The organism is Aggregatibacter kilianii (assembly GCF_003130255.1).
Taxonomy (GTDB): domain Bacteria; phylum Pseudomonadota; class Gammaproteobacteria; order Enterobacterales; family Pasteurellaceae; genus Aggregatibacter; species Aggregatibacter kilianii.
On sequence record NZ_NRCN01000001.1, the window covers coordinates 793,395 to 812,765 of the forward strand.

Annotated in this window: 19 protein-coding genes; 5 read left to right on the forward strand and 14 right to left on the reverse strand. The window is 44.1% G+C overall.

Annotation, left to right across the window (positions count from 1 at the left end; translation table 11 throughout):
* The first annotated feature begins 213 nt into the window (after window positions 1-213).
* Window positions 214-582: a rhodanese-like domain-containing protein gene (locus DK428_RS03515; protein ID WP_109064680.1), complete on the forward strand. Its 369-nt coding sequence runs from the start codon at window positions 214-216 to the stop codon at window positions 580-582.
* A gap of 278 nt (window positions 583-860) precedes the next feature.
* Here DK428_RS03515 and ygiD read toward each other — a convergent pair whose 3' ends face one another.
* Together ygiD and DK428_RS03525 are read right to left on the reverse strand one after the other, a co-directional pair.
* Window positions 861-1,646, reverse strand: coding sequence for a 4,5-DOPA-extradiol-dioxygenase (gene ygiD / locus DK428_RS03520; protein WP_109064679.1), 786 nt, complete (start codon window positions 1,644-1,646; stop codon window positions 861-863).
* 489 nt (window positions 1,647-2,135) lie between these two features.
* Window positions 2,136-2,612: a single-stranded DNA-binding protein gene (locus DK428_RS03525; protein ID WP_109064678.1), complete on the reverse strand. Its 477-nt coding sequence runs from the start codon at window positions 2,610-2,612 to the stop codon at window positions 2,136-2,138.
* 169 nt (window positions 2,613-2,781) lie between these two features.
* On the opposite strand from DK428_RS03525, the gene uvrA reads away from it, so the two are divergent.
* On the forward strand, window positions 2,782-5,613 hold the full coding sequence (gene uvrA / locus DK428_RS03530; protein ID WP_109064677.1) for an excinuclease ABC subunit UvrA: 2,832 nt from the start codon (window positions 2,782-2,784) through the stop codon (window positions 5,611-5,613).
* A 68-nt stretch (window positions 5,614-5,681) separates the two neighbouring features.
* On the opposite strand, the gene DK428_RS03535 is transcribed toward uvrA, so the two are convergent.
* The gene (locus DK428_RS03535) at window positions 5,682-6,098 is read right to left on the reverse strand and encodes a MerR family transcriptional regulator (RefSeq protein ID WP_109064676.1); all 417 of its coding nucleotides are present in this window, start codon (window positions 6,096-6,098) and stop codon (window positions 5,682-5,684) included.
* A gap of 37 nt (window positions 6,099-6,135) precedes the next feature.
* Complete coding sequence (locus DK428_RS03540; protein ID WP_005701842.1) at window positions 6,136-6,447, reverse strand: DciA family protein; 312 nt, start codon at window positions 6,445-6,447, stop codon at window positions 6,136-6,138.
* A 91-nt stretch (window positions 6,448-6,538) separates the two neighbouring features.
* Here DK428_RS03540 and secM point away from each other — a divergent pair, with 91 nt between their 5' ends.
* The 3 genes from secM to mutT all read left to right on the forward strand — a co-directional run bounded on the left by secM (window position 6,539) and on the right by mutT (window position 10,115).
* Entirely contained in the window at window positions 6,539-6,856 is a 318-nt protein-coding gene (gene secM / locus DK428_RS03545; RefSeq protein ID WP_109064675.1) for a secA translation cis-regulator SecM, read from the forward strand.
* Between the two features lie 77 nt (window positions 6,857-6,933).
* The gene (gene secA / locus DK428_RS03550) at window positions 6,934-9,633 is read left to right on the forward strand and encodes a preprotein translocase subunit SecA (protein WP_032995311.1); all 2,700 of its coding nucleotides are present in this window, start codon (window positions 6,934-6,936) and stop codon (window positions 9,631-9,633) included.
* Between the two features lie 83 nt (window positions 9,634-9,716).
* Entirely contained in the window at window positions 9,717-10,115 is a 399-nt protein-coding gene (gene mutT, locus DK428_RS03555) for an 8-oxo-dGTP diphosphatase MutT (protein ID WP_109064674.1), read from the forward strand.
* Between the two features lie 61 nt (window positions 10,116-10,176).
* Here the strand turns inward: mutT and DK428_RS03560 are convergent, their stop codons facing one another.
* From DK428_RS03560 to coaD, 10 genes are all read right to left on the reverse strand, one after another.
* Window positions 10,177-10,437 (reverse strand): DUF5339 domain-containing protein, encoded by a 261-nt coding sequence (locus tag DK428_RS03560; RefSeq protein WP_032998009.1) that lies wholly within the window; start codon window positions 10,435-10,437, stop codon window positions 10,177-10,179.
* A 100-nt stretch (window positions 10,438-10,537) separates the two neighbouring features.
* Window positions 10,538-11,578, reverse strand: coding sequence for a DNA polymerase III subunit delta (gene holA / locus DK428_RS03565; RefSeq protein ID WP_109064673.1), 1,041 nt, complete (start codon window positions 11,576-11,578; stop codon window positions 10,538-10,540).
* A complete protein-coding gene (locus DK428_RS03570) occupies window positions 11,578-12,081 on the reverse strand; it encodes an LPS-assembly lipoprotein LptE (RefSeq protein ID WP_109064672.1) in 504 nt (167 codons plus the stop codon). The genes holA and DK428_RS03570 overlap by 1 nt, the downstream gene beginning before the upstream one ends.
* A gap of 62 nt (window positions 12,082-12,143) precedes the next feature.
* Window positions 12,144-14,732: a leucine--tRNA ligase gene (gene leuS / locus DK428_RS03575; protein ID WP_109064671.1), complete on the reverse strand. Its 2,589-nt coding sequence runs from the start codon at window positions 14,730-14,732 to the stop codon at window positions 12,144-12,146.
* Window positions 14,733-14,853: 121 nt separating this feature from the next.
* The gene (locus DK428_RS03580) at window positions 14,854-15,486 is read right to left on the reverse strand and encodes a glucose-6-phosphate 1-dehydrogenase family protein (protein WP_109064670.1); all 633 of its coding nucleotides are present in this window, start codon (window positions 15,484-15,486) and stop codon (window positions 14,854-14,856) included.
* A gap of 8 nt (window positions 15,487-15,494) precedes the next feature.
* The gene (gene apaH, locus DK428_RS03585; RefSeq protein WP_109064669.1) at window positions 15,495-16,322 is read right to left on the reverse strand and encodes a bis(5'-nucleosyl)-tetraphosphatase (symmetrical) ApaH; all 828 of its coding nucleotides are present in this window, start codon (window positions 16,320-16,322) and stop codon (window positions 15,495-15,497) included.
* Window positions 16,323-16,336: 14 nt separating this feature from the next.
* The gene (rsmA, locus tag DK428_RS03590; protein WP_109064668.1) at window positions 16,337-17,200 is read right to left on the reverse strand and encodes a 16S rRNA (adenine(1518)-N(6)/adenine(1519)-N(6))-dimethyltransferase RsmA; all 864 of its coding nucleotides are present in this window, start codon (window positions 17,198-17,200) and stop codon (window positions 16,337-16,339) included.
* Window positions 17,201-17,275: 75 nt separating this feature from the next.
* Window positions 17,276-18,202 carry a peptidylprolyl isomerase gene (locus tag DK428_RS03595; protein WP_109064667.1) on the reverse strand — a complete coding sequence of 309 codons (927 nt, stop codon included), beginning with the start codon at window positions 18,200-18,202 and terminating at the stop codon, window positions 17,276-17,278.
* A gap of 71 nt (window positions 18,203-18,273) precedes the next feature.
* On the reverse strand, window positions 18,274-18,810 hold the full coding sequence (gene pyrR / locus DK428_RS03600) for a bifunctional pyr operon transcriptional regulator/uracil phosphoribosyltransferase PyrR (protein ID WP_109064666.1): 537 nt from the start codon (window positions 18,808-18,810) through the stop codon (window positions 18,274-18,276).
* Between the two features lie 84 nt (window positions 18,811-18,894).
* On the reverse strand, window positions 18,895-19,371 hold the full coding sequence (gene coaD, locus DK428_RS03605; RefSeq protein ID WP_109064665.1) for a pantetheine-phosphate adenylyltransferase: 477 nt from the start codon (window positions 19,369-19,371) through the stop codon (window positions 18,895-18,897).

Below are 19,371 nucleotides of genomic sequence, written 5' to 3' on the forward strand. Positions count from 1 at the left end.
TATTCATGAAAATAGTAAAAATCTGAATTAAACGAAATTGATGTTTTAGGCTCGCGTTAGGAGACGCGCGCCATCGTTGGGAGACTTCGAGAATTTAAAGGATTTCTCACTTTTTGCTTAATTTACAGTTTATTATCTTCATGTTTATGAGTAATATAACCACTCATCGAATACAACCCTCAAACTCATTACTATCTAATAGGAATTTAAATAATGAAAAAATTATTAACTGCTGTCCTTTCCGTTGCTGCCATTACGGCGCCCTTAGCTGTCTCTGCGGACTCCACGCCTAAGGCTGAACAAAGTGCAGTTCAAGCGCAAAAAGCAAAAGGCATTTGGATTGATGTACGTTCTGCCGAAGAATTTAACGATGGCCATTTACAAGATTCAATCAATATTCCGCACGACCAAATTGTTGAACGTATCAAAGCGGTTAGCCCGGACAAAGATGCTCCGATCAACCTTTATTGCCGTAGCGGTCGCCGTGCAGAAGTTGCTCTGACCGAGCTGAAAAAAGCAGGCTACACTAATGTCACCAACCATGGCGGTTATGAAGACTTGCTCAAAAAAGGGTTAAAATAAACATTACCTAATCTAAAAACTCTAGACTTTTGTAAAATCCCCTAAATCTCCAATCGGAATATTTAGGGGATTTTTCATATATACTTTCTTTCAATAAACCGCTAAATACCGGGTAAACACAATATTTTCATACCGATGCGGAAGACTATAATCCCCAAAACTGCACACCATAGCCATGAAAAAGTCAGATAGCCTTTTATATCAAATTCCTAGGCCTTTTGAACAATAAAGTGCGGTCAGATTCGAAAGCATTTTTGAATCACTGTGATTTTGCCTTTTTATCCTACTAAAATTGAAGTCATACTCAATGAGCCTGCAATCAAATTATCATTGAAAAACTCCACCTTTTCATCAGGCTCTCGTAGTGCCGCCACATACAAAAGCGGCAAATAATGATCAGGCGTTGGTACAGAAAGTGCCGCATTTTCACCAAATTGCTCATAATGCACCAATTCCTCGTCATTTTGCGTGGTCATTGCGTGATTAATTTGATCACGGAACGCATACGCCCAATCATAACCCGCACCGATTTGATCTATATGTTCCCAGCTTATCACTCTTAGATTATGCACAATGTTGCCGCTGCCGATAATCAACACGCCTTGTTCGCGTAAAGCAGACAACTTTTTCGCTAAATTGAAATGCCACTCCGCCGATTGCAAACGGTTAAGACTGAGTTGCACTACCGGAATATCCGCATCGGGATACAGAAACTTCAACACCGCCCATGCGCCATGATCAAAACCACGCGTCGGATTCAGCTCGACATTTTCCGGTTGTAATAACGACCACACTTGTTCTGCCAACTCAGGCGAACCGGGTGCCGGATATTGCACTTGGCTGAGTTCTTCAGGAAAACCGTAGAAATCGTAAATTATTTCAGGATGCTCACCCGATGTCACCTGCAAACGGCTACTGTACCAATGCGCCGAAATCATCAAGATCGCTTTTGGCTTGGCAAATTTTTGTGTGATTAGGCTAAGATTTTGGTTGAAAGGATTTTCCTTATCCAACACATTCATCGGGCTACCATGCCCAACAAACAATACAGGCATTTTTTTCATCATTTTCTCCTCAATATCTAATGAGGCGGATTGTACGGATAAATTATTCAGCAATAAATCTCACTTCATGAACAACATATTTTCCAAATAGGAAACAATGAAATATTCTTTGGATTTACTACAAAATTAAAAAAGAGGTCGTCTGAAAATGGTTTCAAACGACCTTTGCTTATTTAATTGGTATTTTTTAGCTCCGATGGCGCAAGCGTCCACGCTTGTGCCAGTTTTCCTAAGGATTAATCAATGAGCAAACGCCTTACCAAAACCCTCTTACGTTGGAAATGTCGTAGTATCCAGTAATTGCGTCCTAAAATGCCCTATTTTCTTATTATGATAAAAAAGTGCGGTCAAAATTTGCGATATTCAAGTTGGAAAAACGCACAGAAAAATGACCGCACTTTTGCGCAAGAAGATATCCTCATTCTCTACAACAAAAAATAAAGGGTCTGACATCACATCAGACCCTTTATCATTTTTGTGCTTTATTCGTTAGAACGGAATATCATCATCAAAATTATCCATCGGTGCTTCGGCTACCGGTTTGCTTGCCGGTGTTGCACGTGGCGCACTTGGTGCTTGGCTTGGATAAGTTGGTTGAGCGGCTGGTGCATAACCACCAGATTGGCGGTCAGAGCGGCTGTCTAACATTTGTAAAACATCGCCTTGAATTTCCGTGGTGTAGCGATCTTGGCCGTTTTGATCTTGCCATTTGCGGGTTTTTAAACGCCCTTCAACATAAACTTTAGAACCTTTGCGCAGGTATTCGCCCGCCACTTCCGCCTGACGACGATAGAACACAATGCGGTGCCATTCGGTCACTTCACGACGTTCTCCGGTGTTTTTATCATTCCAGCTTTCACTGGTGGCAACGGTAATGTTGGCAACCGCTTCGCCGTTCGGCATGGTACGAATTTCAGGATCGTTACCTAAGTTACCAACAATAATGACTTTATTTACTCCAGCCATAATATCCTCTTCTTTATTCAATTTTGCTGTAAAAAAATTTGCTCTATTCTGCCTGAAAATTCGGAATAAATCCACGCCTTCAACAAAATTAACTGGATATTTGCACAGTTATTTAGGAATATGCGATAATTATCGCAAATTTATACTTCTTTCATTTATAAAATCTATTATGGATACCATCGATATTCGTGGGGCGCGAACCCACAATCTGAAAAATATTAACTTAACCATTCCACGCGATAAACTGATTGTAATCACCGGCTTATCCGGCTCTGGCAAATCTTCTTTGGCTTTTGACACACTGTATGCGGAAGGGCAACGCCGTTATGTGGAATCCTTGTCCGCCTATGCGCGTCAATTTTTGTCATTAATGGAAAAACCCGATGTAGACCATATTGAAGGGCTTTCACCAGCCATTTCTATTGAGCAAAAATCCACCTCGCACAACCCCCGTTCAACGGTGGGTACCATTACCGAAATTCACGATTACCTGCGCTTGTTGTTTGCTCGCGTGGGCGAGCCGCGCTGTCCTCATCACAATGTGCCACTCACAGCGCAAACGATCAGCCAAATGGTGGATAAAGTGCTTTCTCTGCCTGAAGAAAGCAAAATGATGTTGTTGGCGCCGGTGGTAAAAGAGCGCAAAGGTGAGCACGTTAAATTATTGCAACAAATTGCCGCGCAAGGTTACATTCGCGCCCGTATTGATGGTGAGATTTGTGATTTATCCGATCCGCCAAAACTGGAATTACAGAAAAAACATACCATTGAAGTGGTGGTGGATCGCTTTAAAGTGCGGTCGGATTTAGCCACAAGATTGGCGGAATCCTTTGAAACCACGCTCGAGCTTTCCGGCGGCACGGCGGTCGTCGCGTATATGGATGATCCGAAAGCGGAAGAATTGGTGTTCTCTGCCAACTTTGCCTGTCCGCACTGTGGCTATTCCATACCGGAACTGGAACCTCGTCTCTTCTCCTTTAATAACCCCGCCGGTGCGTGCCCGACTTGTGACGGTTTGGGCGTACAACAATATTTCGATGAAAAACGCGTAGTACAAAATCCGAGTATTTCCCTTGCCAATGGCGCAATTAAAGGCTGGGATCGTCGCAATTTCTATTATTACCAAATGCTCACGTCATTGGCGAAACACTACCATTTCGATATTGAAACGCCTTTTGAAGAACTGCCGAAAAAAACTCAACAGATTATTTTGCACGGTTCCGGCAAGGAAGAAATCGAATTCCAATACATGAACGATCGCGGTGATGTGGTGTTGCGTCGCCATGTATTCGAAGGCATTTTGAACAACATGACGCGCCGTTATAAAGAAACGGAATCCATGTCAGTACGGGAAGAACTTGCGAAACATATCAGCAATCGCCCTTGTGCCGATTGTGGTGGTTCGCGTCTGCGCCCAGAAGCACGCAACGTTTATATTGAGCAAACCAATCTGCCTGATGTATCGGAGAAAAGCATCGGGGAAGCTTTGAGCTTTTTTGGAGAGCTACAACTGAGTGGGCAAAAAGCACAAATCGCCGAGAAGATTCTGAAAGAAATTAAAGAGCGGTTACAATTTTTGGTGAATGTAGGCTTGAATTATCTTTCCCTTTCCCGCTCCGCTGAAACTCTTTCAGGCGGTGAAGCGCAACGCATTCGCCTTGCCAGCCAAATCGGCGCAGGCTTGGTCGGTGTGATGTATGTATTAGACGAACCGTCCATTGGTTTGCATCAACGGGATAACGAACGCTTGCTCAATACCTTGATTCACTTACGAAATCTCGGCAACACCGTAATTGTGGTAGAACACGATGAAGATGCCATTTTAAGCGCCGACCACATTATCGACATTGGCCCAGGCGCGGGTGTGCATGGTGGCAACGTCATTGCCGAAGGTACAGCGCAACAAATCATGCAAAATCCAAACTCGCTTACAGGTAAGTTTTTATCCGGCGCAGAAAAAATCGAAATACCGAAAAAACGCACCGCACTTGATAAGAAAAAAACACTCAAGTTATTTGGCGCATCAGGTAACAATTTGAAAAACGTTAACCTAGAAATTCCGGTGGGCTTGTTCACCTGTATCACCGGCGTCTCCGGTTCGGGTAAATCTACGTTGATTAACGATACCTTGTTCCCGATTGCCCAAAACGCGTTAAACCGTGCGGAAAATGCCGAAGCAGCGCCGTATAAATCTATCGAAGGTTTAGAATTTTTCGACAAAGTTATTGATATTGACCAAAGCCCGATTGGCCGTACACCGCGCTCTAACCCTGCAACCTACACGGGCGTGTTCACCCCGATTCGTGAGCTGTTCGCCGGCGTACCCGAAGCCCGAGCACGTGGCTACAACCCAGGACGCTTCAGTTTTAACGTACGCGGTGGACGTTGCGAAGCCTGTCAGGGCGACGGCGTAATCAAAGTGGAAATGCACTTCCTGCCGGATGTGTACGTGCCTTGCGACCAATGTAAGGGCAAACGCTACAACCGCGAAACCTTAGAAATTCGCTACAAAGGCAAAACCATTCATCAAGTGTTGGATATGACCGTGGAAGAAGCGCGGGAATTTTTCGATGCGATTCCGATGATCGCACGCAAACTGCAAACCCTAATGGACGTAGGCTTGTCTTACATTCGCTTGGGCCAATCCTCCACCACCCTCTCCGGTGGTGAGGCGCAACGGGTAAAATTGGCGACGGAACTCTCCAAACGGGATACGGGAAAAACCCTGTATATTCTGGATGAACCCACCACCGGGCTACATTTTGTCGACATCAAACAACTGCTTTCCGTGTTGCACCGCTTGCGCGATCAGGGTAATACCATCGTGGTCATTGAGCACAATTTAGACGTGATTAAAACCGCCGATTGGATTGTGGATCTCGGCCCGGAAGGCGGTAGCGGCGGCGGACAAATTATCGCCACCGGTACGCCGGAGCAGGTCGCTAAACTGGAAGGCTCGCATACCGCGCGATTCCTGAAAGGTATTTTGGCAAAAGGCTAAAAAGCTACAAGGAAAACACCGAGAAAAATCACCGCACTTTAAACCTGAATCTAAAGTGCGGTGTTTTTTTACGACGTTTTTATCGGTCTGAATTTGGCATGGCTGCGTTGCAAAATTTGGAACAAACTTTGTTGCGGGTTGATTTCACCGCAGTGCTGTTTCAATTGCAACAGATTCATGCGCAAATGCTGTAAATGGTGGATTCGCTTGGCGATATCTTGAATATGACGATCAATAAGAGCATTAATTTCGATTTTTTGTTGAACGCCCGCACTTTCCAAACTTAACAGTAATTTAATTTCCTCAAGGGACATATCCAACGATCGGCAATAACAAATGAAAGATAAGCGTTGCAAGTGGTCATCGTTATATAAGCGAAAGCCCCCAAGGGAACGTGACGGTCGAGGCATCAGTCCTTTTTGCTCGTAAAACCGAATGGCTTCTACGCTACACCCTACTGCGTCAGCTAACTTCCCTATTTTCATGTGTTCTCCCTAAACGCCCCAAAAAATGACCGCACTTTTAACGTTTTGCGCTAAATTCCGGGTTAACGTAAATCTTTAATTGTGTCACTTGCGGCAGTTGTCGTTGAACTAATTTAAGCAATTCCTGCTGTTTGAAAAGTAGCCCTTGGCGTACAGCTGAATTGGCGACTTCAATGCTCAAGGTAGTTTGGTCGATATTCGCAATGCCATACAATCCCTCAAATTGCGACGGGAAAAGACGCTTGAATTGCTGATTTAATTCATTCAACCAAATGCCTTTTTGCATGACTTTCGCGAGTGCCGAATCTTGTAACAATTCGCTGATATTCACTGTCCGATTGTATTGCATCGCCTTGTTTTCCGCCTTTTCGCCCTAATATTTATGACATTGTAGCGAATTTCCGCTACAATACCGACAATTTTTTAGATTCAATTCCGTTATGATGATTTCAAATAAAAGCAAACACAGTTTCTGGTCGCAACTCTTACTCAGTATGATTGCGATTTTTGCTTTACCTGCCTCACAGGAATGGCAATACCAAGCAAACGTGGCTAACGAAAATTATCAAAACACCCAACAACAAAATGTGCCGCAGATTTTAACCGCGGTCTCCTTACTCAAACAAACCCAACAGCAGCAATTCCAACCGCAAAATGCGCCGATTGAGGCTGAAATTCTTGCGAAAAACGAACCGCACTTTGTGCGTTCGTATTTCATCATTAACGCGCCAATCCGCGCAGGCCCTGAGCTCATTTAATTTCACAACCTTATAGCTATCGTCGTTTAATGAATATTAAACGATTCCCTTTTATCCGTTTTTAAAAAGAAGAAATTATGCTTAGAACTATTGCAACCAAAATTTTTGGTAGTCGTAATGATCGTATCTTACGTCGTTTAAATAAAACCGTCTCAAAAATCAATAAATTAGAACCGACCTTTGAAGCTTTGAGTGATGATGAATTAAAAGCAAAAACCGCAGAATTCCGTGCGCGTTTGGCGCAAGGCGAAACCTTAGAAAGCCTAATTCCGGAAGCCTTTGCCACGGTACGTGAGGCCAGTAAGCGTGTACTTGGTATGCGCCACTTTGACGTACAGTTAGTCGGCGGGATGGTATTAAACAGTCGTTGTATTGCGGAGATGCGTACCGGTGAAGGGAAAACCTTAACCGCCACCTTGCCATGTTACTTAAACGCTCTACCGAGTAAAGCGGTGCACGTGGTTACCGTGAATGACTACCTTGCCCGCCGCGATGCGGAAACCAATCGTCCGTTATTTGAATTTTTAGGCATGACTGTCGGTGTCAATGTGCCGGGCATGTCACCGGAAGAAAAACGCGCAGCTTACGCAGCAGACATTACTTATGCCACCAACAGTGAGTTGGGTTTCGACTATTTGCGTGACAACTTGGCACACGCACCGCAAGAACGTTTCCAAAAAGATCTTTACTATGCGTTGGTGGATGAGGTGGACTCCATCTTAATCGACGAAGCGCGTACGCCGTTAATTATTTCCGGTCAGGCGGAAGACAGTTCCGAGCTTTATATTGCCATTGATAAGCTCATTCCGAATCTGATTAAGCAAGATAAGGAAGACACCGAAGAATATCAGGGCACCGGCGATTACACTTTAGATCTCAAAACCAAACAAGCGCACTTAACCGAACGTGGTCAGGAAAAATGCGAGCAATGGTTGATTCAACACGGTTTCATGAAAGACACCGAATCCCTTTATTCACCGTCTAAAATTACCTTGTTACACCACGTGATGGCGGCATTGCGCGCCCATACCTTATTTGAACGTGATGTGGATTACATTGTAAAAGACGGCGAAATCGTCATTGTGGACGAACACACCGGCCGTACGATGGCCGGTCGTCGCTGGTCCGACGGCTTACACCAAGCTATCGAAGCCAAAGAAGGCGTGCGTATTCAAAGCGAAAACCAAACCGTGGCATCCATTACTTACCAAAACTATTTCCGTTTATACGAAAAATTAGCGGGAATGACCGGTACAGCGGATACGGAGGCCTTTGAATTCCAAAAAATCTACGGATTAGAAACCGTAGTAATTCCAACCAACCGTCCGATGATTCGTGATGATCGTACCGATGTGATGTTTGAAACGGAAGAATACAAATTCAACGCCATTATTGACGACATCAAAGATTGCGTGGCACGGAACCAACCTGTTTTGGTCGGGACAATCTCCATTGAAAAATCCGAGCTACTCTCTAAAGCCTTAGAGCGCGCCGGTATCAAGCACAACGTGTTGAACGCTAAATTCCACGCACAGGAAGCGGAAATTGTGGCCAACGCAGGCTACCCGGGCGCCGTTACCATCGCCACCAACATGGCAGGCCGTGGTACCGACATTGTGTTGGGCGGCAACTGGAAAGCGGAAATAGATAAATTAGAAAATCCGACACAGGAACAAATTGATGCCATCAAAGCGGCATGGCAAGAACGTCATGATATTGTGAAACAAGCCGGTGGCTTGCACATTATCGGTACCGAACGCCACGAGTCCCGTCGTATCGATAACCAATTGCGCGGTCGTTCCGGCCGTCAAGGTGACCCGGGTTCGTCCCGCTTCTATTTGTCTTTAGACGATGCTTTAATGCGTATTTACCTCAACGAAGGCAAATTAAATATGATGCGCAAAGCCTTCAGCCAACCCGGTGAGGCCATGGAATCCAAATTATTGGCCAAAGTGATTGCCTCCGCCCAAGCGAAAGTGGAAGCCCATAACTTTGATGGTCGTAAGAGCTTGCTTGAATTCGATGATGTGGCGAATGATCAACGTCATGCCATTTACGAACAACGTAATGAATTATTGGAAAACGATGATATTTCAGACACTATCGAAGTCATTCGTCAAGACGTATTCAACAGCATTATCGATCAATATATTCCGCCGCAATCTCTTGAAGAACAATGGGATGTACCGGGATTAGAACAACGCTTAAGACAAGATTTTGCGTTAGATTTGCCAATTACCAAATGGTTGGATGAAGACAATCATCTGCATGAAGAAACCTTACGTGAACGCATTATTCAATCGGCAACTGATGAATATAAACGTAAAGAAGAACTGGCCGGTGCGCAAACCATGCGTAATTTCGAAAAAGGCGTGATGTTGCAAACCTTGGACGAACTCTGGAAAGAACATTTATCCGCAATGGATCACTTACGTCGTGGTATTCATTTACGCGGTTATGCACAAAAAGATCCGAAACAGGAATACAAAAAAGAATCCTTCCAAATGTTCACAGAAATGTTGGATGCCTTGAAATTAAGCGTGATTACCACCTTAAGCCGTGTTCAAGTCCGCACCCAAGAGGAAATGGAAGAAGCGGAAAGAATCCGTCAGGAGTTGGCGCAACGGGAAGCCGCTACCATGCAATATAATAATGAGGAATCTCAGGGCAATCAAAGCAATACGGAAGGGCATCATAAGATCGGCCGTAACGAGCCTTGTCCATGCGGTTCAGGCAAGAAATATAAACATTGCCACGGCAGTCGTGCCAAACACTAATCCGAGGTAACCTAAGTGCGGTCAGAAAATAATTCGTTTTTCGACCGCACTTTTGCTATTCAACGTCGCTAAAAGGACACAAAATGAAGAAACCGCTTGTACAGGTCGCAGCAGGGATTATTCGTAATGAATTCGGACAACTTTACTTAACCCAACGTTTGGAAGGGCAAGATTTCGCGCAATCCTTAGAATTTCCGGGCGGTAAAGTCGATAAACATGAAACGCCCGAACAGGCGCTAAAACGCGAATTGGAAGAAGAAATCGGCATTATGGTATTACAGGCAAGTTTATTTGAACGCTTTGAATTTGAATACCCGACAAAAGTGATTTCATTCTATTTTTATTTGGTTAACGAATGGGTGGGCGAACCCTTTGGGCGGGAAGGTCAGGCAGGTTTTTGGCTACCGCAAAATGAATTGGATGCGGGACAATTTCCACCGGCAAATGCCAAACTCATTCAACGTTTATTAGCCGAATCCTAACTCTCGCCCATAAAAAAGACCCAACACATGTCGGGTCTTTGAAAAAAAACAAAAAGCTGGATTATTTGCCCATTGCCGCTTTAACTTGTTTTAATTGTTCAGTTGCTTGGGAGCAAGCTTGCTCTTGTGCAGCTTCTGGCAAAGCAGATAATTGTTGTTTGCTTGCGTCATATTGTTGTTTCAACATCGCTTGTTGTGCTGCAGGTGCTGCACTCACAAAAGAATCGATTTCAGCAAAATATGCTTCGCAGCTTTTAGATAAGCCTGCAGATGCGGACATTGCAAAACCGGATAATAATACTGCAACTAATAGTTTTTTCATTTTTTTCTCCATAATGGTTTGAAAATATCGCCTCAAGTCAGGCGACGGTCTATTATACGAATTTTAGCGATAAAAGAGAAAAAATAATAACCATTAGGCATTATGAGGTAGCACAAAACTCAATAGTCAACGCTTCCAGTTGTTGCCAAATATCATCGTTAAATTCCTGCTTGGCGCAGCGTTCTACATCGGCGAGTTCCTGAAAAAAAAGATAGAGTTTACGATAGGTTAAACGTTGTATGATTTGGCTAAATAACGGACGGCGATTTTGCCACACTTTAAGACGATCAAAGTGTTCGCGCAGTTGTGCGGTCGGCAATGGTTCATCAAGTTTGGTAGATTGCTCCGGTTTGCTAAGCTCCAATAATGTCATTAAATCCCGCTGCAAAGTGCGTAATAAAACAATCGGCTGAACATCTTCCTCTTTTAAACCATTTAAAATCCGACAAGCACGACTTGCTTTCCCTGCCAGTATGGCATCCACCCATTGAAACGGGGTAAACACCGAAGACTGCTCCACCACACTATTAACACGAGCAAAGGTCAATTTACGATCAGGATATAATAAATCCAGTAATTGCAGCGTTTGTTTGAGTGCCAACAGATTATTTTCATAACTATAACAAAGCAACTGCACCGCTTCCTGCTCAATACTTAACCCCAACAATTTTGCCCGATTAACCACCCAGCGAGGCAGTTGTTCCGCACTTGGTATTTGGCAATTAATGACGACAGCTTGCGGTTCATATTGATTAGCCGCCACAAACCATGCTTGTTTTTCCATGGCTTTGGTCAACTTAGCAAAACGAAACACCGGCAACACATCAGGCGTCAGTAAAGAGATAAACTCTGATAGTTTGTTTTGTAAAAGTGCGGTCAAATTTTCAGGTAAATCTAATACGATAATCTGCTTATTGAAAAATAAGCCCATAGATTGCACCCGCTCGAACAAGTCATTCCAATCAGTGGAGGCGTTAATCTCCAGCCCTATTTTTTCATCAAATAGCGCTTTCATTGCCGCTTGTTGAATGGCATCCAGACTTTCTTCAATTAATAAAGGATCTTCCCCCACTAAAAAATAGAGCGCAGCTAATTTGCGCTCTAACGAATGGGTAAGCTGCTCAGGAAATAAACGATTCATTATTTCGCTTGGATTTGGTGCTGTAAGGCAACCATTTTGTTAATTAACTGACGCGCAGCCTGCTCACGCATATCTTGCCAAATCACGTCTTTTTCTGCTGATTTTGACAATGCCGCACGGGAGTTGTCGAAGAATGTGCGACTGACTTTGGTACTGATAGGGAAACTGTCTTTATTTGGTAATTTCACGCTGGCTTCCACCTCCAAAATCAGTTGTTTTTCCGCCTCACGGCCTTGTTTAAAAATCGATACCACTTGATCTCTGCTCGAAATTTTATTTAAACGCAACACCGGAACATCGGCCTTGTCTTCCACTAAATTCACGTTATTGAGCTGTAACTGACGACGCATGGATAACGTCATATCGCTATAAGGATCGCTACTTTCCAATTTTAACGTTTGTAATTCTTGAGGAATCAGTTCGCCGTTTTGGAAATGAAATCCACACGCGGAAAGCGCCAACACACCGGCGGTCAACAATAAGGTTTTGATGGGTTTTAGCATAAAATTCACCTTAAAAACCGACCGCACTTTTACACCAAAGTGCGGTCATTTTCTTCATTAAATTACTGTGGTTTCACCACAACATTGAGCAATTTACCAGCTACATAAATCACTTTCACCACTTGCATACCGTCGAGGAAGCGTTTTACATTCTCATCGGCGAAGGCCATGGTTTTCACCGTATCTTCATCAGCATCTGCCGCCACGGTGACCTTGCCACGCACTTTGCCGTTGACTTGCACCACAATCAGTTTTTCATCGTCCACCATGGCCTGCTCATCGGCTTCTACCCATGGGGCAAAATCAATGACATCTTGATTGCCTAATTCGTGCCACAAACGGAAACAAATATGCGGCGTAATTGGATATAACATTCTGACTACCGCGCTCAGCGCTTCCGCCATAATGGCGCGATCTTGCTCGTCATCCAACGGCGCACGGGTCAATTTGTTCATTAATTCCATGACCGCAGCGATGGCGGTATTGAACGTTTGGCGACGACCGATGTCATCGCTTACTTTCGCAATAGTTTTGTGCACATCGCGGCGCAAGGCTTTTTGTGAGTCTGAAAGTGCGGTCGGATTTACAGCTGTTTTTGTCGGATTTTTGTTGTATTCAAACACCAAATTCCACACCCGAGCCAAGAAACGTTTTGCCCCTTCAACACCGGACTCCTGCCATTCCAACGTCATTTCTGCAGGGGAGGCGAACATCATAAATAAACGTACGGTGTCCGCGCCGTATTTTTCCACCATTTCTTGCGGGTCAATACCGTTGTTTTTGGATTTTGACATTTTAGTCATGCCGGTGTGTACCAATTCATGGCCTTCATCATCCACAGCTTTCACGATACGACCTTTTTCATCACGTTCCAATGTGACTTTAGTCGGAGAGACCCAAATACGTTCATTAGTCGGGCTGGTGTAATAGAAAGCATCCGCTAACACCATGCCTTGACACAATAATTTATTGGCCGGTTCATCGCTATTTACCAAGCCTGCATCACGCAATAATTTATGGAAGAAGCGGAAATACAATAAGTGCATGGTCGCATGCTCGATACCGCCGATATATTGATCCACCGGTAGCCAATAGTTCGCCTCTTCGCTGTTTAACATGCCTTGTTGATATTGCGGGCAAGTATAGCGGGCGTAGTACCAAGAAGATTCCATGAAAGTATCGAAGGTATCGGTTTCTTTTGATGCCGGTTTGCCTTGATATGTGGTTTTCGCCCATTCAGGATCCGCTTTAATCGGGCTGTTCACACCGTTCATCACCACGTCTTCCGGCAGAATAATCGGCAAATCTTCCATTGGCACCGGCACCACATCGCCGTTTTCCAAGGTTAGCATAGGAATTGGTGCACCCCAATAACGTTGACGGGAAACACCCCAGTCGCGTAAGCGATAATTTACTTGGCGTTTGCCTTTGTCCATGGACTCCAATTTATTGGCAATGCCATTAAACGCGGCGTCAAATGCCAAGCCATCAAATTCGCCGGAATGAACCAGTTTGCCATGTTCGGTAAAAGCTTGTTTGGTTAAATCGATCGCTTCGCCGTTAATCGGTTCGATAACCTGTTTAATCGGTAAATGATATTTTTGCGCGAATTCAAAATCACGTTGATCGTGCGCCGGTACTGCCATCACCGCGCCGGTACCATAGTGCATTAACACAAAGTTCGCCACCCACACCGGTACTTGTTCACCGGTTAACGGATGAATGGCATAAAGCCCCGTCGGCATGCCTTTTTTCTCCATGGTGGCAATGTCCGCTTCCGCAACTTTAGTGTTTTTCGCTTCTTGAATGAACTCTGCTAATTCAGGATTATTTTGCGCCGCAAGTGTTGCCAGTGGATGAGCAGCCGCCACCGCTACATAACTCACGCCGTAGAACGTGTCCGGACGGGTGGTATAAACCGCTAATTTTTCATTGGTATCTTTAATATCAAAAGTGATTTCTACCCCTTCGGAACGGCCGATCCAGTTGCGTTGCATAGTTTTTACTTGATCCGGCCATTGTGGTAAATCATCTAAGCAATTTAGCAACTGCTCAGCGTAATCAGTGATTTTAATAAACCATTGCGGAATTTCTTTTTGTTCCACTGGGGTATCACAACGCCAGCAGCAACCTTCGTGCACCTGTTCGTTCGCCAACACCGTTTCATCATTTGGACACCAGTTCACAGTAGAGGTTTTTTTATAGACTAAGCCTTTTTTATAAAGCTCCGTGAAAAACCATTGTTCCCATTTATAATATTCCGGTTTACACGTAGCGATTTCACGATCCCAGTCGAAACCAAAGCCTAAAAGTTGAAGTTGTTTCTTCATATAGGCAATATTTTCATACGTCCACTTAGCCGGAGCGGTGTTATTTTTCACTGCCGCCCCTTCTGCCGGCAAACCGAAAGCATCCCAACCAAAAGGTTGCAACACATTTTTTCCTTTCATTCGTTGATAACGGGAAACCACATCGCCGATGGTGTAATTACGCACATGTCCCATATGCAAACGGCCTGATGGATAAGGGAACATTGAAAGACAATAGTATTTTTCTTTGTTGTTATCTTGTACTGCTTTAAAAGTTTTATTGTCCTGCCAGAATTTTTGCACTTCCGGTTCAAGTAAATCAGGACGATATTGTTCTTGCATAAAAAAATCACCTTAAAAATAGACCGCACTTTATAGCGGGTTTTAGCTTAGAAAATACGGCATAGAATAGCGTAAAATAGGGAAAAATAACAGAAAGTGCGGTGGGAATTTCGGATATTTTTTACGGCTTAACCTGATGGCAAGTCTCATATAACGGCAATAAGCCACGAATACTCTCCGCAATAAATTGGGTGGCATCCAGCTTATCCAACTCGGTTTTTTCCGCGTTTCGTCCAATACACCAAAAATCGTCGTCCGAACGCAACGTTAAATCCTGTTGCGTGAGTTCACTGACTTTACGGAAATCATCGTATTCACTTTCATCACCTCGCCAAATATCCAGCTCGGCAAAACGCGCAAAATCAAAATTTTCCAACCATTGGTTATATTGTTGCACGTTAATTTGCGACCGATCGGCACGATAACAATGCCAATCCAAACTTACGGATAAACGACGGCGATTTAACAACACCGACAAAATCGCCGCGGAATTGAGGTTATATTCATATTTGAAATAGGCAAAGAAATGCCCGCGCACTTGCCAACCGTTCGTCCAACTTTCAATATGCGGCTTGGCAAATGGCGCACCTAACTCGGCGGCAACCTGTAAAATCGTGGCTTTCCACGTATCCCAATGGGCCTTGTAATCGGCCTTAATACGAGGAATGTCCTGCGGGCAAAATTTCTTCATTTGGGCGAATTGAAAAAAGGGAATGTTGAAGAGATCGCACGTATCGGCGTTAATTAAATTCATTGGTATTCCTAAAAATCACTGTAATTTTTGACCGCACTTTGGGTGAAATAGCGCTTATCTTCCCAGCGCAGCATAGTGAGACGGTTGTTCCAAACGCAACCTGTGTCGAGGGCATAAATATTCGATGGGGTGGTTTCATCTACTAAACTTGCCCAATGGCCAAAAACGAGATTTTTTGTTTGATACAGCGGATTATCCAAGGAGAACCAGGGTGCAAGGTTCTTCGGCGCATCCTTGAGAGTCAGTTTACACGCAAAATCTAAACGATGATCCCAATAGCAAAAACGCATACGGGTAAAGACGTTAATAATATAGCGTAGACGATCGAGCCCTTGTAAATTTGGCGACCAACGATCGGGCTGCTCTGAATACATATTTTCAATGAGATAGCGATAATTGCCATGGCGCAACACATTTTCCACTTCATTAGCACAGGCTTTGGCGGTTGCTAAATCCCAATCGGGCGAGATACCGGCGTGCGTCATGACGAAATTCAGCTGTTCATTATGGATAAGTAAAGGCTGTTCACGTAACCAATTAATTAATTCAAAAAAATCGGGCGCGGAAAAAATCGGTGCAACCCGATCACAGGATTTAATTTTTTTAATGCCAAGTGCGGTAGAAATTAAATGTAAATCATGATTGCCCAACACAGTATAAGCCGAACTCCCCAAAGATTTTACGAAGCGAAGGCATTCCAACGATTTATCGCCGCGCGCCACCAAATCACCGGTTAAATAAAGCGTATCCTGCGCCGGGTCGAAGTTCACTCGATCCAATAATATTTGTAATTCGTCATAACAACCTTGTAGGTCGCCCACTAAATATGTCGCCATTTTTGACCGCTCTTTTATGCTTCCGAATCCATCACATCATCTTTGTTCACATCCGCCGGCGGGTTATCTGCCAACCAATTCGCCAAACGGGCATAATCGGCGATGCTGAGATTTTCCGCTCGCGCGTTTAAATCGATGCTAAGTGCGGTCAGATTTTCCGGTAAAAATAAACCCGACAATGCATTACGTAGCGTTTTGCGACGCTGATTAAATGCCTGCGAACAGACGCGATTCAGCCAATATAAATCTTTCACCGGATGTGGCAATGTGGTGTGCGGAATTAACCGAACTACAGCAGAATCCACTTTCGGTGCAGGTTTAAAAGCACTCGGCGGCACTTCCAACACCGGCATCACTTGGCAGAAATATTGCGCCATAATGGTCAATCTTCCGTATGCCTTGCTGTTCGGGGCTGCACACAAGCGTTTCACCACTTCTTTTTGCAACATGAAGTGCATGTCTTGAATAATGTGGTGATATTTAAACAAGTGGAACATTAACGGCGTGGAAATATTATACGGCAAGTTACCGAACACACGCATTTTTTGGCCTTTCTCGGCCAGATGTTCTTGTTCATAAAGGCCGGAAAAATCAAACTGCATAGCATCGGTTTCAATGACATTTAATTTTTGATGCAAAAACGGGTGGTGGCGTAAACGCTCCGCCAAATCACGGTCAAGCTCTAATACGGTCAGGCGCTCCACCTGCTCCGCCACCGGTTCGGTCAACGCGCCCAAACCCGGGCCGATTTCCACTAAAAATTGGTTAGACTGCGGGTAAATTGCCGCCACGATATTTTGAATCACATTGTTGTCGTGCAAGAAATTTTGCCCGAACCGTTTACGCGCCGTATGGCCCAAGTGTTTTTTTGAATTCATTGATGCTGTCTTATAAAAATAAAAAGTGCGGTCATATTATAAAGCAAAATCCCGACCATTGGGCCGGGATGATGATTAATTTAAGTATTTAATGTCTGCTCGTTTACGCAACGCTTGCACCCAATCGCGGGCAGAATCTTGCAATTGTTGGTTCACGATTTGCTCATAAGCTTTTTGGCGATAAGCATCTTCCGTACGATCCCCTTGGCGGGTATTGGTGACCTCTAAAATATGCCAACCGAATTCTGTTTTAAACGGAACGCTAATAACGCCCGGTTTGGTAGTACGAATGGCTTGATTAAACGGGCCGACATACATTTCCGGGAAGGCATAACCTAAATTACCGCCATTGGCGCCGGACAAATAGTCTTTGGAATATTTCAATGCAGCATCGGCGAAGGTCGTTTTACCGTCGATAATATCTGCACGAATTTGCTGAAGTTGTGCTTTAGCTTGCGAATCATTCAATAATGGATTTAATTTCAATAAGATATGACGAACTTCATATTGTGTATCAGAGACTTTCGCCACAGAGCCTTTCGCTTTAGCCTCATCTAACATTTTCTTGGCGAGCGCTTCCACTTGCTCGCGGGAAACATCCACACTTTGGCTAATCGCATGATTACGTACTTCAGACATCATTACTTGCTGTGCAATTTGTTGGCGATAAGCACGATAACTAATGCCTTGATAATCGAGAGCATCTAATAACTGACCGAAGGTTAAGCCATTTTGCGCGGCAATACCTTCGATGATTTGATCCACTTGGGCGTTGTTAACTTTCACACCGGATTCTTTCACAGCCTGATCAACCAAAATATCATCAATGACTTTATTTAATGCCGCTTGGCGATCGTTGGTTTTCTTATTTAATGCCCCTCTCACTTGGCTTTCCAACACAGGAATGCCATTCACTGTCGCAACGACTTTTTCCTCGGCTTGCACATTCGCAACAAGCGCCAAAACACCGACTACGGCAAAGAAAACTGACTTCAGATTCATATTCGCTAATATTCCGTTATAAGATTGAAATTACTGGTTAGATTATCAATTTTGACGAAGGTTCACAAACTTTATTTAGACAACAAAGCCACTTCATAGCATTGGTCAAACTTCATTGTACGCACTTGAATGCTCTCGCTACGACTGGTTGGCACATTTTTACCCACATAATCGGCTCGAATGGGAAGCTCTCGATGCCCACGATCAACAAAAATCACCAACTCCACTTTTGCCGCCCGTCCGAAATCCACTAGCGCATCCAATGCTGCCCGAATTGTACGGCCGGTAAACAATACATCATCCACCAAAATAACATCTTTATGCTGAATGTTGATAAAATCGGAAGCACCGCGATAAACCGGTGTTTGTGCCGCCTGTGCAGGTTGCAAATCATCACGATAAAACGTAATGTCCAAATCAAAGGCCGGAATATCCGTTTGCGTTAGGGCTTTAATTTTATTTTTAATCAGCTCAGCAATTTCTGCGCCACGACGCTTAATACCAACGATGACTAAATTATCCAAAGTTTGGTGTTTTTCAATAATTTCATGAGAAATGCGGGAAATTGTTCTTAAAAACTGATTCTCGTCAATAATGATTTTTTCCATACGTTGTTGTTCTCGAGTTAAGGAAATGTAGGACTAAAATAGCACAAATGCCTTATTGTTGTTACTGTTCTCTGCTAAGGAATGCTATTTCCGTTTCTCTTGCAACGCCTTTAACACCACCGGCGGGACGAGTTGACTCATGTCGCCGTTGTGTAGATAAATTTCACGGATCATGGTTGAAGAAACGTAAGACCATTGTTCCACCGGCGGGAAAAACAAACTTTCTACACCGTAAGTGAGGAGCCGGTTAAGATGAGCTAACTGTACTTCATATTCAAAATCCGTCGTGCTACGCACACCACGAATAATCGCTTTGACCTCATATTCGGCAATGGTATGGGCAAGCAAATTATTAAACCCGATAACCTCAACATTCGGTAAATGTGTCACGGCTTGACGCGCCAACGCGACCCGTTCGTCTAAAGAAAATAAAGGCTTTTTACTTGGGCTTTCGGCCACCGCCACCAAAACGTTTGAAAAAAGCACCGCACTTCGTTCAATAATATTCAAATGCCCGTTCGTTAGCGGGTCAAATGTACCGGGATAGATTACCGTTGTCAT